Genomic DNA, 15,925 nt, shown 5'->3' on the forward strand with positions numbered 1-15,925 from the left:
AAGCTTGTAATGTAAAGCAATACCGAAAAAAACTAATATCAAGATTAGCAATTATCACCATAAATACAATAGCCTAAGTAACAAGATTTGTTTATATTTGTTACTTGTTTGCTAATCATATTTATTGTCATTTTCGACAATTTTTACAAACAGAAAGCCAATCAGCTAGATAGTTAAGAAATGATTTTGATCTCGCTCACATCTTATTACCCAAACTGCATTAGCTTCATAATAAGTGATTAATATACTCTAGGATATATGCTGAACATTACTTGTGTGTTACAAGGTTAAATAGCTATTATTTCCTACCATTTTTAATTATTTCACGTGCCATTTCATCGGCAATAAAACCGGTAGGTTTATTAGTGTTTTCAGCTTTAGCAAAAACGTTAAGTAGCGTGTTATATATCTCTTCTACCTTTTTAGTCGCTTTATCAGCACAGTAATCATCTTCAAAAGAAATATTAATAATACCGCCTGCATTTATCACATAGTCTGGAGCATATAAGATTCCCTTTTCGACTAAAGCTTGATCGTGACGAGTCTCGGCAAGTTGGTTGTTAGCACAACCGGCGATAATTTTTGCTTTTAAACGGTTAATCGTATCATCATTAATACTTGCGCCAAGAGCACAAGGGGCATAAATATCAACATCTTGGTCATAGATCTCATCTAAGCCCACAACGGTGGCATTAAGCTCAGTCGCAGCTTTATCAAGTGCACTTTTATTGATGTCAGTAACGATTAAAGTTACTCCAGCTTGATGCAAATGTTCGCATAAACCATAACCCACACTTCCTAAGCCTTGTACAGCCACTTTGAGGCCAGTTAAGTCATCACGGTTAAGCTTGTGCTTAACGCAGGCTTTAATGCCTAAAAATGTACCTAGAGCGGTAAACGGCCCAGGATTACCACTTTTACCTTCGGTACCAGTGACGAACGGGGTTACTGTATTGGCAATAGCGATATCACCCGTAGTAATATTGACATCTTCTGCACTTAAGTATCGTCCATTCAACCCGTTAAGCGCTTCTCCGAATGCTTTAAAAAGCGCCTCAGATTTAATTTTTGTAGCATCGCCAATAATAACTGATTTACCACCACCCATTTTTAACCCGGCCATCGCATTTTTATAGGTCATGCCTTTAGATAAACGCAATGCATCAACAAGTGCTTCTTCATCACTGGCATAGTCCCACAATCTACACCCACCAACAGCAGCGCCTAGTTTAGTATTATGGACGGCGATAATAGCTTTTAATCCTGATGCTTTATCACTACAAAATACCACCTGTTCATGATCATCAAAATCAACTAAATCAAAAAGTGCCATGCGTTATTTCCTCATTAAATACGACTTAAACCAAAAAACAGATCATTATTGTTAAGTTCACAATGAATTAATCCGATTGGTATTGTTCTTCATTATTTGTGCGAACCTTATCACTTCATATTTATGTTAACTAGTTGGGCTATTGTAATTATAGCTGAGCTGACAAGGTGAAAGTGTTCAGATATAGGTACACTGACCACGTGGCATTAATATTTGTTGATTGACTATGATTTTTTACTTCTTGAGGCCGTTCCGTTTCATTATATAAACAGAATGGCATGCTTATGTTATTAGATTGTTTACTGAGTTTTTAGAAGATATATAAATGATACAAAAATGAGATACTAGAGATTTATGCCCATAAAGAGCATGAAGCTATTATCTTATATAATTAATCAGGATATATATAAATAGTATTGAAGGATAATTTTGAATTCACACACCATGAAGGACTGGAATCTATTATCTAATATGGGGAGCGTGTCTATTATTAATCTTGAATGGGTAAATATCAGGATATATATAAATGGTACGGAAGGAGAGACTTGAACTCTCACGCCGCGAGGCACTGGAACCTATTATCTAATATGGGTAGCGTGTCTATTATTCAGCTTGAATGGGTAAATATCAGGATATATAAATGATACGGAAGGAGAGACTTGAACTCTCACGCCGCGAGGCACTGAAACCTATTATCTAATATGGGTAGCGTGTCTATTATTAATCTTGAATGGGTAAATATCAGGATATATATAAATGGTACGGAAGGAGAGACTTGAACTCTCACGCCGCGAGGCACTGGAACCTAAATCCAGCGTGTCTACCAATTCCACCACTTCCGCATTTATATATTTCAAGTTTTGAAGAGACTTGAGCTCTTATTTCATGAGGCATTGAAACTTGCTGTTTCTACAATGCAGAAAGCATGTTAATCAATGCACCATTTATGTATTTTGATATTTTTCTAGTAAGAAAATAAATTTATACAAATAAAATGGCAGGGATAAGAGGATTTGAACCTCTGAATGACGGGATCAAAACCCGCTGCCTTACCGCTTGGCTATATCCCTACAGATTTGTAAATAACATTGCAGATTTTTTCTTATTGGGATAATAAGTAAAAATGGCAGGGATAAGAGGATTTGAACCTCTGAATGACGGGATCAAAACCCGCTGCCTTACCGCTTGGCTATATCCCTGCAATGTATTTACTCATATATAAATGGTACGGAAGGAGAGACTTGAACTCTTACTTCGAAGAGCAAACTCTGGAACCGTACATTCCTAACATAAGCAGCGTGTCTACCTATTTCACCGCCTATATAAATGGTACGGAAGGAGAGACTTGAACTCTCACGCCGCGAGGCACTGGAACCTAAATCCAGCGTGTCTACCAATTCCACCACTTCCGCATTTATATATATCAAGTTTTTAAAGAGTCCTGAACTCTACTTGTTAAGAAAAGAATGGTGGCTACACCGGGATTTGAACCTGGGACCCCATCATTATGAGTGATGTGCTCTAACCAGCTGAGCTATGTAGCCTTTCCTTCTTGCCTCTCAGCAAGTGGCGCGTATTATGCAAATCTGATTGCCTTACGTCAACCGTTTTTTTTGAAAAAACATGACTTTTTATTTGTTTGGCTATTGCCTGTGCAATTTGCCTGTAATCTACACAAAAAAAGCATTCGTAACGAGTAAAGTTATCGAATGCTTTTATAAAGACACTTAAGAAACTATTACTTATCTATCTCTAGCTTCTTCTGCTAGATGTGCAGAATATTTACTTAGGTTATCTATTTCAGCTTTCACTGTTTTTGAAGGAAGCTTACCAATGATAAATTCACCCACTTCTAACGCTTTAGCCTTCGCTGCAAAAATAAGTAAATTGTCACCGTTACATGCAAGGTCACCATATATATTACGAATCTTTATTTTATTTTGCTTTAGAAATGATCTTAAGCGGTTTTTATCATTCGCTTGCACATATTCACAAATTCGTAATGAGAGATTGTTAGCTTGTGCTGTAGGAGCTAACATAGAAGTTGCGAATAACATTCCTGCTACGGTTATTGTTTTTTTCATAATAAACCTTTTCGTTATTGTTTTGACTAATATGAGTCGTTTTACTTGTGTAAGTGTAGTGTACTTTTCGAATTTTGAAATACGTTAAGTAATTATAATTAAACGTTAAAGCGAAAATGAACTACATCTCCATCTTTAACAGGATATTCTTTACCTTCTAAGCGCCATTTTCCTGCTTCTTTTGCGCCTGATTCACCGTTAAACTCGATAAAATCAGCAAAAGCAACAACTTCAGCGCGAATAAATCCTTTTTCAAAGTCCGTATGTATAACGCCTGCAGCTTGTGGTGCTGTCGCATTTTGTTTTACTGTCCATGCTCTAACTTCTTTAACACCTGCCGTAAAGTAGGTTTGTAAACTTAATAAACCATAACCAGAGTTGATAACACGGTTAAGTCCAGGCTCTTCTAAACCCATTTCAGCCATGAATTCGTCTCTATCTTCTTCGTCCATCTCAGATAGTTCGCCTTCAATCTCTGCACATACTGCAACTACAACCGCGCCTTCTTTATCAGCGATAGCTTGAACAACATCTAAATAAGGATTATTTTCAAAACCATCATCATTAACGTTCGCTATGTACATGGTAGGCTTGATAGTTAAAAAGTTTAAGTAAGAAACTGCAGCTACTTCTTCTTTAGTTAACTCTAAAGAGCGAACCATATTGCCATCTTCAACGTGCTTTAATATCTTTTCCAAAACAGGCACTTCAAATTTTGCATCTTTGTCGCCGCCTTTCGCTCTTTTCGCTTGACGTTGAATTGCTCGTTCAGCGGTATCCATATCGGCTAATGCTAATTCGGTATTGATAACATCAATATCTTCAGCAGGGTCAATTTTATTAGCAACATGAATAATGTTGTCATTTTCAAAACAACGAACTACATGACCAATAGCATCTGTTTCACGAATGTTAGCTAAAAACTTATTACCTAAGCCTTCACCTTTAGATGCACCAGCTACTAAGCCCGCAATATCAACAAATTCCATTGTTGTAGCAATGACACGTTCAGGTTTTACTATCTCTGTTAGCTGATCAAGGCGAGGGTCTGGTACAGGTACAACACCAGTATTTGGCTCAATAGTACAAAAAGGAAAGTTAGCTGCTTCAATGCCTGCTTTGGTAAGTGCATTGAAAAGGGTTGATTTACCGACGTTGGGTAGGCCAACGATACCACATTTAAATCCCATGATTGATACCTATTAAATTTGTTGATGTTACTTTGGAATAATTCCATCGTGTGTATGTGTAGCGTTTTAACTGCTCACTTATGATAAGAGGGCAGTGTTATTAAATTGCTTTAAATGCGTGCAGACGTTGTTGTGCTTTTTTTAAATCATCTTGCTGCCAGATCTCAAAACAGCGAGTGGCTTCATCTATAGCTTGTTCAATTAATACTTGTTCGCTTTGGGGAGCTTTACCTAGTACATGACCAGTAACTCTATCTCGGTGACCGGGATGACCGATACCAATTCGTAAGCGATAAAATTCTTTATTATTTGCCATGCGCGCAATAATGTCTTTTAAACCATTATGACCACCATGACCGCCACCTTTTTTAATTTTAACTGCGCCGGGTAACATGTCTAACTCATCGTGAGCAATAAGAATGTTTTCAACCTCGATACGAAAGAAATTAGCCAGAGGAGCAACTGCTTGACCACTGCGATTCATAAAGGTTGTCGGAATTAAAAGGTGAACGAGTTCGCCGCCTATTAAACCCTTACCGTAAAGGCCAGAGTATTTTTTTTCAGGGCGAAGAGAGATGTTATGGCGCTGTGCTAGTTCTTCTACAAACCAAACACCGGCATTGTGACGTGTTCTTGTATATTCGGGGCCAGGATTACCCAGCCCCGCAATCAGTTTAATACTCATGTAAAGTAATAATTATTAAACTGTTATTCTTCAGAAGCTGTTTCTTCTTCAGCAGCTTCTTCGCCATCGTCATCTTTGCTTGCTTTAGGAGCATTAGCAGTTACAACAGCTTGGTCATGGCTTTCGCCTTTAGCTAACTCATCTGATGTTACGCCTTTAGGGAAAGTAACGTCTGATAAATGAACTGTTTGACCAACTTCTAAGTCTGCTAAGTCTACTTCAATAAACTCAGGTAAGTCTTTTGGTAAACAAGAAATAGCAATTTCAGTGATGTGATGAGCAATGTTTGCACCAGTCTTAGCTACAGTCTCTTCATTGATGAAGTGAATTGGAACATTAGTATGGATAGCATGTTTTGCATCAATACGCATGAAATCCATGTGCATTATGATGTTTTTGAAAGGGTGACGTTGCATATCTTTAATTAAACATTGAACTTTTTTCTTGCCAATGATTAATGTTAATACGCTTGAGTAGAAAGCTTCTTCTTGTTGAGCACGTAAAACAGTTTTGTGCTCTAAAGTTAAAGATACTGGCTCTTGGCCTTCACCGTAAATGATTGCAGGAATTTTATTCGCGTGACGTAGGCGGCGGCTCGCACCTTTCCCTGTATCAGTACGTACTTCTGCATCCAAAGTAAATAAATCAGTCATGATATATACTCTTATATTGTATAAATTAATTAAATCTTGTTTTTTGCGACCAAAAACAAGGGTATTCGCTCTTTTCTTTTAAGATTATTCTTAGTTAAGAATGATCTCTAGATAAAAAAGGCGCGGCATAATAACACTAGCGATAACGTAAAGCTATTTAAAGCGCATAAAAAAAGCAGATATTAATAAATATCTGCTTTTAAAAGCTCAAATTTAGCTTGTGCTCATCAATTAAAGATTAATGATCAAACATCGCTGAAATTGACTCTTCATTACATACACGGCGAATTGCTTCACTAAGCATGCCACTTAATGTTAATTGACGAACCATTTTCAATTTTTGAATTTCTTTTGATAAAGGAATTGAATCGGTTACAACCACTTCATCAATCACTGAATTTTTAATATTTTCAGCAGCATTACCTGATAAAACAGGGTGAGTAGCGTAAGCGATAACACGTTTAGCACCGTGATCTTTTAATGCTTCAGCCGCTTTAGCTAGTGTACCGCCAGTATCAATCATATCATCGACAATAATACAATCACGGTCTTTCACATCACCAATAATATGCATTACTTGTGCAACATTGGCTTTTGGACGACGTTTGTCAATAATGGCTAAATCGGCGTCATCTAATAGTTTGGCCACTGCACGTGCGCGTACAACACCACCAATATCAGGAGAGACGACAACAGGGTTATCTAACTCACGGTTTTTCATATCTTCTAAAAGAATAGGTGTACCAAAAGCATTATCGACAGGAACGTCGAAGAAACCTTGGATTTGCTCTGCATGTAAATCCACGGTTAAAACGCGGTCAACACCAACACTTGATAAGAAGTCAGCTACTACTTTCGCAGTAATTGGCACACGAGCACTACGTACACGTCTGTCTTGGCGTGCATAGCCAAAGTAAGGAATAACGGCAGTGATTCTACCTGCTGATGCGCGACGGAATGCGTCAATCATCACAATTAATTCCATTAGGTTGTTGTTCGTTGGCGCACAGGTTGATTGAACAATAAAAACATCGCTTCCACGAACATTTTCATTAATTTCAAAGCTAATTTCACCATCGCTAAAACTGCCAATTTTGGCTTCACCTAAAGTGATATATAGGCGATTTGCAATTTGTTTGGCCAGTTCAGGGGTGGCATTACCCGCAAAAATCTTCATGTCAGGCACAGTCAGTTCCTCAGAAACTTTTGACATTAATATTAGTAGCTGAAATTAACCCTAGTTGAATAGGTTAGAATCAGCAAATTAGGTTGAACTTTTCAATTGCTCAATCACTGAGCATAAAGGCGATTTATTTAATCCTTGAGCAACGAATGAACTCACTCCCTTAGGAAGTTTCGCTTGTAAGTCGCACGCCTCTTGTTGACTAGAAAAACGTGAAAAAACACACGCTCCCGTTCCAGTCATTCTAGACGGCGCATATTCTACCAACCAAGCCAGTAGGTTGGCAACTTCAAAGTAATGTTTTATTACCATGGTTTGACAATCATTATGGTACTTTGCTGCTTTTACTGTGCTGTCAGCAAATAAATCAGCATCTTGGTAATCTTTATTAAAGTCATTACTGATAATTTTTGGTCTATTTCTAGGTAAATCTGTTGAGGTAAAGACACTTGCTGTTGATATGCTGACATCAGGTTTAGTGATTAAGTACCAAGATTCTTCAGGCTCAACTGGTGTTAAATGTTCACCTACACCTTGGGCAAAGGCAGAGAATCCATGGACAAAAATAGGTACGTCTGCACCTAAAGTTAATCCTATTTCAGCTAACTCATCATGGCTAAAATTTAATTGCCAAAGGGTGTTTAATGCGACAAGTACCGTAGCTGCATTTGAAGAGCCTCCACCTAAACCACCCCCCATAGGAAGTACTTTATCAATACTAATAGTGGCACCTAAAGGTCTTATTTGTGTATTTACCCTGCTTGTTGATTGTTGAGTTAACGCTTTCTCTTGTAATAAGAGTGCCGCTTTAACAATAAGGTTATCTTTATCTTCTACGCCATCAATGGGGGTTAGCAGGGTAATCGAGCTATTATCTGTTACGGTGATTTCTAATGTGTCGCAGTAATCAACAAATTGAAATAAGGTTTCTAGTTCATGATAGCCATCGTTTCGCTGGCCAACGACATGTAAAAATAAGTTAAGTTTTGCGGGGCTGGGGAATTGGTAACTATTGTTGGTAAATTTATTCATCTAAAGACCATGTTTGAATTGATACTTTAATTAGTAGGTTATCTTTTTCGATGGTGAATTTTGTCGCCATGGGCAAGCCTTTCACGTACTGGTATTTGTCGTATTCAACTTGCCATAGCGAATTATTGTAATTACTCGATAGGCTAATAGGTAATTGTGTTTCAGAATGCCATTTTATAGTGTCGGATTCTGAAAATGGTAAACCTTTTAGCCAAAATGATAATGCCTCTATTGGCAGTGTAATACCGGTAAGGGATTGCAGTAAATTAGATAGGTTTTGAGTTTGATATTCTTTACCGTCAACTTTTAATAAATGCTGGTCATAATTAGATTCTAGGTGCAAAACATTAATACCTAGATAACTGTTTAGGTTTAATTCTTGTGTTTGTTGTTCATCATTAACTTGCCAATAAATAGAAGCACTTTCTCGTTTACTTTTACCTGTAACGGTTTTTTCTATAAAAGCAATTTTGCCTCGCAGTTGCCATTGTTTCTTGTCGAGTAGCTTTGCTGTTCTTTGCTCAACAGTCATGGGGGTAATGCCTTGCACAAGCGTTGGTTTAGTAGCGCAACCAGTAAGAATGCTAACGATTAAAAATATATAAATTAAGGAGAAGTTTGTTGTGCGCATGAATTACATATAGGTACGTAGATGAAATGGTATTGGAACATAGCCAATTCAGCAATTCAACTTAAGACTTTGCAAGAAGTTACAAATTGAAAAATGTTGATACTTTTTTGTGATTTTTATCCTAGATCATATTTTAAAAGCTTACCATGCGTTATACTAGCCTTGTTAGTAAGTAAAATATCAATAGGTTTATTACATTGTCCATAGTTGCTGTTGGAATTAATCACAAAACTGCTCCCGTTGCAGTCAGAGAAAAAATATCCTTTAACCCGGATAAACTCTCTGTTGCCTTACAAGAAATGTTGTCTGCAGTGCAATGTCGTGAAGTTGCTATTTTATCTACCTGTAATCGAACCGAACTCTACCTTGTTCAAGACGGTGACTATACCCTTACACAAGAACGATTAGTTAAGTGGTTAGAAAGTTACCACAATGTACCTGCCTCCACTATCTTACCTAGCATCTATTGGCATCAAGATCAGCAAGCGGTAAACCATATGATGCGCGTCGCTTGTGGTTTAGACTCGTTAGTGCTGGGCGAGCCGCAAATATTAGGACAAATGAAGCAAGCTTATTCGCAAGCAAAAGCCGCAGGCTCTATGGCTTTAGTTATGGATAGGTTATTTCAACGTACTTTTGGTGTTGCTAAACAAGTACGTACGGAAACAGATATTGGTACTAGTGCGGTATCCGTTGCTTTTGCTAGCGTTAATTTAGCTAAACATATTTTTGCCAGTCTTGAGAAAGTACGTGTTTTACTTGTTGGCGCGGGTGAAACAATTGAGTTAGTGGCTAAACATTTATACGAAAATAATGTCGGTAAAATTACCGTTGCCAATCGCACTATTGAAAAAGCTGAAGGCATGGCGAAAAAGATTGGCGCTGATGTCATAACTTTAGCGCAAATACCTCAACTTATGTGCGAAGCAGATATTGTTATTAGCTCCACAGGTTCGACACTACCTTTAATTGGTAAAGGTATGGTAGAGCAAGCGCTAACCCAGCGTAGGCATCAGCCTATCTTTATGGTTGATTTAGCCGTCCCTCGTGATATAGAAGAGCAGGTTGGTGATTTGGATGACGTATTTCTTTACACCGTAGATGATTTACAAAGCATTATTGCTCAAAACCTAGAGAATAGAAGAAAAGCCGCGGTTGAAGCAGAAAGCATAGTCAATAGCCAGTCGAATAGCTTTATGTCTTGGTTACGCGGTTTGAATACTCAAGATACTGTGGTTAGCTATCGAAAACAGTGTTTGTCTGAGCGAGATTTACTCCTTGAAAAGGCAATATCACAATTAAATAGTGGTAAAAATGCTGAAGGGGTTATGAATGAGCTGGCAACTAAATTAACCAATAAACTAATGCATGCACCAACGAGCGCTTTGCAGTCTGCCGCCCAAGGTGGTGAATTAGATAAGCTTATTTATTTGCGCGATATTTTTGATATTGATAGCGGTAAATAATATCCCCTGATACTTTGCTATTTTCACTTACGTAATATACACAAACCTTTATCTATGTAAAAATTGCTATTGTGCTAGAATAGCAGTCGTTTAGTTTTTCTCTCGATTAAAACTCCCTTATTAATAAGCAAAAAAGAAAAGATAATTTTAATGAAATCGTCAGTATATCAAAAGCTTGAAGGCTTAGTTGAACGCTTTGAAGAAGTTCAAGCCTTATTATCAGATCCTGAAACTATTGCAAATCAAGAAAAGTTTCGCGCATTGTCCCAAGAGTTTAAGCAATTAGAGCAAGTTACTTCCGTATTTAATAACTATAAAGAAGCAGAAGATGACTTTTCCACTGCTGAGTTAATGTTAAAGGACGATGATCCTGATATGCGTGAAATGGCGCAAGAAGAATATAAAGAAGCTAAAAAAGCAGTAGCTGATTTAGCCGATGAGCTACAAATTTTATTATTACCACGTGATCCAAACGACGACAATAACTGTTTTGTTGAAATTCGTGCCGGTGCAGGTGGTGATGAAGCTGCTATTTTTACAGGCGATTTATTCAGAATGTACAGCCGATATGCTGAAAAGCAAGGTTGGAAAATTGAAGTAATGAATGCCAATGAAAGTGAGCAGGGCGGTTATAAAGAAATGATCATGAAAATAAACGGTGAAGGCGTTTATGGTCATATGAAATTTGAATCAGGTGGCCATCGCGTTCAGCGTGTCCCTGAAACTGAGTCACAAGGGCGAGTTCATACATCGGCGTGTACTGTGGTTGTTATGCCTGAAATACCTGAATCTCAAGCAATTGAAATTAATAAGGCTGACTTAAGAATTGATACCTTCCGTGCCTCAGGCGCTGGTGGTCAGCATGTTAACAAAACAGATTCAGCAATACGAATTACCCATATCCCGACGGGAGTTGTTGTTGAGTGTCAAGATCAACGTTCACAGCATAAAAACCGTGCACAAGCTATGTCTGTTCTTCAAGCTAGACTACAACAAGCAGAAGATGAAAAGCGTCGTAGTGAGGAAGAGTCTTCTCGTCGAAATTTAGTGGCAAGTGGCGATCGCTCTGAGCGCATTCGTACTTATAACTTTCCTCAAGGCCGCATGAGTGATCACCGTATCAACTTAACTTTATACCGCTTAAACGAAGTGATGGAAGGTAACTTGCAATTGGTCATGGAGCCAATTATGCAAGAAAACCAAGCCGATTTATTAGCTGAGCTTGCGGCACAAAATTAATTTAATGACCACTGATATGCGTATGCGTTTGGTTGGCGATAACTCTATTGCCAACTTGCTTGAACAAGGCCAGCATGTTTTAACTGCTGGCTCTGATAGTGCTTTACTTGATACTCAAATATTAATTGCTTTTGTGATTGATAAACCTCGCAGCTACTTATTTACTTGGCCAGAGAAAAAGTTAACAGAGCAACAAGTTGAACGTTTTATTAATTTACTTTCTCGTAGGTATTTAGGTGAGCCTATTGCTTATATCGTTGGTGAGAAAGAGTTTTGGTCCCTACCACTTAAAGTTTCTCCTGCCACACTTATTCCTCGCCCTGATACTGAAACTCTAGTTGAATTAGTACTTGATTGTTTTGGTGACCATCACGATATTAATTGTTTAGATTTAGGCACAGGTACAGGTGCTATAGCATTAGCACTGGCTAGCGAAAAGCCAACATGGAATATTGATGCTGTCGATTTTAACGAAGATGCGGTAAAACTAGCGCAGCTTAATGCCGAAAACTTAAAGTTATCCCACATTAATATTTTTCAAAGTGATTGGTTTGAACAAATTGAATTGGCTAAAAAATTTGAGATTATCGTTTCGAATCCTCCTTATATTGATAGTGAAGATAAAAATTTATCGCAAGGAGATGTACGTTTTGAGCCAGCATCAGCACTTATTGCTAAAGAGCTAGGTTTAGCTGATATCAAACATATTGCTGATACCGCACGTGATTTCTTAACTTCTCAGGGGGCTTTGTTTATTGAACACGGCTCAACGCAAGGAGAAGATGTCAGAGAGATATTAAGCGGCTTTGGCTATAAAAATGCACAAACTAAACAAGACTTAAATAGCCAAGAACGTATTACCTGGGCTGTTTTAGCAAATAAAAGCATTAACTAACATAATAAAAAATTAGGGGAAAACAATGTTTAAACATATACATATGACATTAGCAGTAATCAGTGTCAGCCTTTTTACTTTACGTTTCTTTTGGACTTTAGTTAATTCAACTAAATTACAAGCTAAATGGGTAAAGATCACTCCTCACATAGTTGATACTTTATTATTGACTGTCGGTGTTGTCATGGTCGTACAATATGCTATTAACCCATTAGAGCAGTTATGGCTTTTAGAGAAGTTATTTGCGGTAGTTGCGTATATTTTTACGGGTTATTACACCTTAAAGTTAGCCCGAAATAAAAGCATGCAAATTATTGGCTATTTAGGTGCTATTGGTTGGGTCATGTTAATTGTTCGTCTTGCAATGACTCGAGAGCCATTGTTTCTACTGTAAATATATAAACGTTATTTAATTATTAAGTTGTTATGAATACTTCGTTATTACCAGAATTATTATTGTCAGAGTTAACCTCTGAGAAAAAAGATTTGTTACAAACTCTCGTGTTACTTGAAGAGTATATTTTTCAAGGATTAAGTGTTGCTAAAGTTGTTGATGAGGAGAGTTTAGCTACTGGGCAGTCTCTTGATACGTTAGAAAGGATTATTGAGCAGTGCCAAGCTGTAATTAGCGATATTGAATCACCATTAGATCAAGCTGAAGTACTATTAAACGAACTATTTTATCAGCATTTATTTATTGATAAATATAAAAGTGAGTGGCCGGTGGAAGCTTTCATGGTATCAGCGAGCTTAAATCAACGATTAATGTCACCTATTGTTAAAGCTGCTGTCGTCAGTGAAATTATTAACGCTTGTGGCTTTCAATGTGATTTAGTTTTTGTGCCATCTAAAGTGATGCTGCGCCTATGTTGCGACAATGATTATGCGATTATTTTTGATGCAATTTCAGGTGAGTCTCTTGATTGGCATGAATTGGATTTATGTCTAGATGATGCAGAAGGGGACCCTAGTCAGCATGAACTTGCTAGTATGAATCGCTCTTCAATATTGGTGGAATATTTAAGTGCACTTAAAAATGCCTTAATTCGTGAGCAGGCATTCGATAAGGCATTGTTGTGCGTAGATGTTCTACTGTCACTAAATCCTGACGATCCGCATCAAAGGCGTGATCGTGGCTTTTTGCTTCATCAGTTAGATTGCTTTAAAGTGGCTGTCGATGATTACCGTTACTTTGTTGAACAGTGCCCAAGTGATCCTGCGGCGCAATTACTCAAGATACAACTTGATAATATCACCTTAAGTGACCCAACTTTTCACTAATAGGCTCAATAATTTATACAGCTTAGAGAAAATATAGGAAATTAGATGTCTGCACCTTTGATAACCAATGACGCAACCGTGTTAGGTTTGTTAGCTATAATTTTAGGCTTTATCTTTACTACCTCAAATAGTCAAAACCCATTTTGGAAAAAGTTTTATAAGTACATTCCAGCGTTATTACTCTGTTATTTTTTACCTTCATTGTTAAACACCTTCAATATAGTCGATGGTGAGGGATCAAAAATTTATTATGTCGCTTCTCGTTATTTACTACCGGCATGTTTAATATTATTAACCATAAGTATTGATTTAAAAGGTATTATCAATTTAGGACCTAAAGCACTAATATTATTTTTAACCGGTACCTTAGGTATTGTTATTGGCGGTCCTATCGCTATATTAATTATGAGTGCTGTTTACCCTGAAGCTGTTGGCGGTGTTGGCACTGAAGCAGTATGGCGTGGTATGGCTACGGTTGCAGGAAGTTGGATTGGCGGTGGTGCGAATCAAGCTTCGATGAAAGAAATGTTCGATGTTGGGGGGAATATATTCTCCGCTATGGTTACTGTTGATGTCATTGTGGCAAATATCTGGATGGCAGTCTTATTATTTATGGCAGCGAATCATAAGGCTATTGATGCCAAAACAGGTGCCGATACTTCAGCGATAGAAGAATTAAAAGTAAAAGTTGAAACGTATCATGCTGAGCATGCCAGAATGCCAACATTAAATGACTATATGACCATTATTGCTATTGCCTTTGGTATTACTGGTTTCGCACATTTTGCTGCTGATTTCTTAGGGCCTTATTTTGGTAATAACTTTGCTTGGGCATCGGAATATAGTCTAAATAGTAAATTCTTTTGGCTAATTGTTATTTCAACAACGATTGGTATTAGTTTATCTTTTACTCGCGTGAGACATATTGAAGCGTACGGGGCCTCAAAAGTTGCTTCTAGCTTTTTGTATATTTTAGTGGCATCTATTGGTTTGCACATGAATGTAACAGCCATTGCTGAAACACCGATGTATTTTGTACTTGGGGCAATTTGGATGTTAATCCATGCATGTTTAATGTTAGTGGTAGCTAAAGCGATAAAAGCACCATTATTTTATATGGCGGTTGGCTCACAAGCGAATGTTGGCGGGGCTGCTTCGGCGCCTGTTGTTGCATCAGCATTTCACCCATCATTAGCACCTGTTGGGGTATTATTAGCGGTACTAGGTTATGGTGTTGGAACTTACATGGCTTATATTTGTGCGCTACTGATGCAATCTGTATCGCCGTAAAACAAAGATTAAATTAATGTAGCGCTAAATAATTGAACATATAGCTACGTAAATAAAGGAAATTAAAGGATATGATAAAGTCTGTAAATGTACAGTCAATCGAAGTAGCAAATGATAAACCATTCGTTTTATTTGGTGGTATGAATGTGCTCGAATCACGTGATTTAGCGATGAAAATTGCTGAGCATTACGTTGAGGTTACGCAAAAATTAAATATACCTTATGTGTTTAAGGCATCATTTGATAAAGCTAATCGTTCGTCGGTTCATTCATATCGAGGTCCAGGACTTGATGAAGGCTTAAAAATTTTTGAAGAGATTAAGTCAACTTTTAATGTACCTATTATCACTGACGTACACGAACCATACCAAGCACAGCCTGTTGCTGATGTTGTTGATGTCATTCAGTTACCTGCCTTTTTAGCTAGACAAACTGATTTAGTGGTTGCTATGGCCAAAACAGGGGCAACCATTAATGTTAAAAAGCCCCAGTTTTTAGCTGCCCATGAAATGAAACATATCATTAATAAGTTTGGCGAAGCAGGTAATGAAAATATTATATTGTGTGAGCGTGGTAGTTGTTATGGCTATAATAATCTAGTTGTAGATATGCTTGCGATGGATGAAATGCGCAATTATGCCCCGGTGATTTTTGATGCTACACACGCATTACAAAAGCCAGGTGGTAGAAGTGACAGTGCTGATGGCAGACGCGCACAAGCCGCCCAGTTAACCCGAAGTGGTATGGCTATTGGTATTGCGGGGTTGTTTATTGAAGCGCATCCTGATCCAAGTGTTGCAAAGTGTGATGGACCTTGTGCTTTACCTCTAGATAAACTTGAGCCTTATTTAGCACAAATGAAAGCCATTGATGACTTAGTTAAAGGTTTCGAGCCATTAATCACAGATTGATAGCAAGCTAAGTATTTAAGACATAAAAAAAGCTGTCAGTTGACAGCTTTTT

The 15,925-nt window shown here is 37.7% G+C and carries 15 protein-coding genes and 5 tRNA genes; 7 read left to right on the forward strand and 13 right to left on the reverse strand.

From position 1 onward, the window contains the following. Nucleotides 1-298: 298 nt before the first annotated feature. From AC27IF_RS07495 to lolB, 13 genes are all read right to left on the reverse strand, one after another. Nucleotides 299-1,333 (reverse strand): Leu/Phe/Val dehydrogenase, encoded by a 1,035-nt coding sequence (locus AC27IF_RS07495; RefSeq protein WP_487053355.1) that lies wholly within the window; start codon nt 1,331-1,333, stop codon nt 299-301. A gap of 757 nt (nt 1,334-2,090) precedes the next feature. Continuing rightward, nucleotides 2,091-2,175 (reverse strand) — tRNA-Leu (locus AC27IF_RS07500). A gap of 153 nt (nt 2,176-2,328) precedes the next feature. Continuing rightward, nucleotides 2,329-2,403: transfer RNA gene (locus AC27IF_RS07505), tRNA-Gln, on the reverse strand. Nucleotides 2,404-2,457: 54 nt separating this feature from the next. Further along, a tRNA-Gln gene (locus tag AC27IF_RS07510) sits at nt 2,458-2,532 on the reverse strand. A 128-nt stretch (nt 2,533-2,660) separates the two neighbouring features. Continuing rightward, nucleotides 2,661-2,745 (reverse strand) — tRNA-Leu (locus AC27IF_RS07515). A gap of 55 nt (nt 2,746-2,800) precedes the next feature. Then, nucleotides 2,801-2,877 (reverse strand) — tRNA-Met (locus tag AC27IF_RS07520). A 198-nt stretch (nt 2,878-3,075) separates the two neighbouring features. Next, complete coding sequence (locus AC27IF_RS07525; protein ID WP_487053356.1) at nt 3,076-3,417, reverse strand: DUF3718 domain-containing protein; 342 nt, start codon at nt 3,415-3,417, stop codon at nt 3,076-3,078. Nucleotides 3,418-3,515: 98 nt separating this feature from the next. Beyond that, nucleotides 3,516-4,607, reverse strand: coding sequence for a redox-regulated ATPase YchF (ychF, locus tag AC27IF_RS07530; protein ID WP_487053358.1), 1,092 nt, complete (start codon nt 4,605-4,607; stop codon nt 3,516-3,518). A gap of 100 nt (nt 4,608-4,707) precedes the next feature. Continuing rightward, nucleotides 4,708-5,292 carry an aminoacyl-tRNA hydrolase gene (gene pth, locus AC27IF_RS07535; RefSeq protein WP_487053360.1) on the reverse strand — a complete coding sequence of 195 codons (585 nt, stop codon included), beginning with the start codon at nt 5,290-5,292 and terminating at the stop codon, nt 4,708-4,710. A 23-nt stretch (nt 5,293-5,315) separates the two neighbouring features. After that, on the reverse strand, nt 5,316-5,945 hold the full coding sequence (locus AC27IF_RS07540; protein ID WP_487053362.1) for a 50S ribosomal protein L25/general stress protein Ctc: 630 nt from the start codon (nt 5,943-5,945) through the stop codon (nt 5,316-5,318). A 238-nt stretch (nt 5,946-6,183) separates the two neighbouring features. Beyond that, nucleotides 6,184-7,131, reverse strand: coding sequence for a ribose-phosphate pyrophosphokinase (locus AC27IF_RS07545; protein ID WP_487053364.1), 948 nt, complete (start codon nt 7,129-7,131; stop codon nt 6,184-6,186). Between the two features lie 78 nt (nt 7,132-7,209). After that, complete coding sequence (gene ispE, locus AC27IF_RS07550) at nt 7,210-8,160, reverse strand: 4-(cytidine 5'-diphospho)-2-C-methyl-D-erythritol kinase (protein WP_487053365.1); 951 nt, start codon at nt 8,158-8,160, stop codon at nt 7,210-7,212. Beyond that, nucleotides 8,153-8,791, reverse strand: a complete 639-nt coding sequence (lolB, locus tag AC27IF_RS07555; RefSeq protein WP_487053367.1) for a lipoprotein insertase outer membrane protein LolB — start codon at nt 8,789-8,791, stop codon at nt 8,153-8,155. The genes ispE and lolB overlap by 8 nt, the downstream gene beginning before the upstream one ends. A gap of 197 nt (nt 8,792-8,988) precedes the next feature. Between lolB and hemA the strand changes: the two genes are divergently transcribed. From hemA to kdsA, 7 genes are all read left to right on the forward strand, one after another. After that, nucleotides 8,989-10,257, forward strand: a complete 1,269-nt coding sequence (hemA, locus tag AC27IF_RS07560; RefSeq protein ID WP_487053368.1) for a glutamyl-tRNA reductase — start codon at nt 8,989-8,991, stop codon at nt 10,255-10,257. A 150-nt stretch (nt 10,258-10,407) separates the two neighbouring features. Further along, a complete protein-coding gene (gene prfA, locus AC27IF_RS07565; protein ID WP_487053369.1) occupies nt 10,408-11,496 on the forward strand; it encodes a peptide chain release factor 1 in 1,089 nt (362 codons plus the stop codon). Nucleotides 11,497-11,500: 4 nt separating this feature from the next. Continuing rightward, nucleotides 11,501-12,391, forward strand: a complete 891-nt coding sequence (prmC, locus tag AC27IF_RS07570) for a peptide chain release factor N(5)-glutamine methyltransferase (RefSeq protein WP_487053371.1) — start codon at nt 11,501-11,503, stop codon at nt 12,389-12,391. Between the two features lie 25 nt (nt 12,392-12,416). Further along, complete coding sequence (locus AC27IF_RS07575; RefSeq protein WP_487053372.1) at nt 12,417-12,785, forward strand: SirB2 family protein; 369 nt, start codon at nt 12,417-12,419, stop codon at nt 12,783-12,785. Between the two features lie 32 nt (nt 12,786-12,817). Continuing rightward, nucleotides 12,818-13,672: a SirB1 family protein gene (locus tag AC27IF_RS07580; protein ID WP_487053374.1), complete on the forward strand. Its 855-nt coding sequence runs from the start codon at nt 12,818-12,820 to the stop codon at nt 13,670-13,672. A 45-nt stretch (nt 13,673-13,717) separates the two neighbouring features. Then, complete coding sequence (locus tag AC27IF_RS07585) at nt 13,718-14,962, forward strand: DUF819 family protein (RefSeq protein ID WP_487053376.1); 1,245 nt, start codon at nt 13,718-13,720, stop codon at nt 14,960-14,962. A gap of 71 nt (nt 14,963-15,033) precedes the next feature. Further along, nucleotides 15,034-15,873 (forward strand): 3-deoxy-8-phosphooctulonate synthase, encoded by an 840-nt coding sequence (kdsA, locus tag AC27IF_RS07590; RefSeq protein WP_487053377.1) that lies wholly within the window; start codon nt 15,034-15,036, stop codon nt 15,871-15,873. The last annotated feature ends 52 nt before the right edge of the window (nt 15,874-15,925 follow it).

Source organism: Colwellia sp. KS18-150 (assembly GCF_057551365.1).

Excerpts from the sequence above, each read along its gene's own strand:
- AC27IF_RS07495 (WP_487053355.1), bottom strand. The coding sequence starts at position 1,333 with ATGGCACTTTTTGATTTAGTTGATTTTGATGATCATGAACAGGTGGTA.
- AC27IF_RS07525 (WP_487053356.1), bottom strand. The coding sequence starts at position 3,417 with ATGAAAAAAACAATAACCGTAGCAGGAATGTTATTCGCAACTTCTATG.
- ychF (WP_487053358.1), bottom strand. The coding sequence starts at position 4,607 with ATGGGATTTAAATGTGGTATCGTTGGCCTACCCAACGTCGGTAAATCA.
- pth (WP_487053360.1), bottom strand. The coding sequence starts at position 5,292 with ATGAGTATTAAACTGATTGCGGGGCTGGGTAATCCTGGCCCCGAATAT.
- AC27IF_RS07540 (WP_487053362.1), bottom strand. The coding sequence starts at position 5,945 with ATGACTGATTTATTTACTTTGGATGCAGAAGTACGTACTGATACAGGG.
- ispE (WP_487053365.1), bottom strand. The coding sequence starts at position 8,160 with ATGAATAAATTTACCAACAATAGTTACCAATTCCCCAGCCCCGCAAAA.
- lolB (WP_487053367.1), bottom strand. The coding sequence starts at position 8,791 with ATGCGCACAACAAACTTCTCCTTAATTTATATATTTTTAATCGTTAGC.
- prfA (WP_487053369.1), top strand. The coding sequence starts at position 10,408 with ATGAAATCGTCAGTATATCAAAAGCTTGAAGGCTTAGTTGAACGCTTT.
- prmC (WP_487053371.1), top strand. The coding sequence starts at position 11,501 with ATGACCACTGATATGCGTATGCGTTTGGTTGGCGATAACTCTATTGCC.
- AC27IF_RS07575 (WP_487053372.1), top strand. The coding sequence starts at position 12,417 with ATGTTTAAACATATACATATGACATTAGCAGTAATCAGTGTCAGCCTT.
- AC27IF_RS07580 (WP_487053374.1), top strand. The coding sequence starts at position 12,818 with ATGAATACTTCGTTATTACCAGAATTATTATTGTCAGAGTTAACCTCT.
- AC27IF_RS07585 (WP_487053376.1), top strand. The coding sequence starts at position 13,718 with ATGTCTGCACCTTTGATAACCAATGACGCAACCGTGTTAGGTTTGTTA.
- kdsA (WP_487053377.1), top strand. The coding sequence starts at position 15,034 with ATGATAAAGTCTGTAAATGTACAGTCAATCGAAGTAGCAAATGATAAA.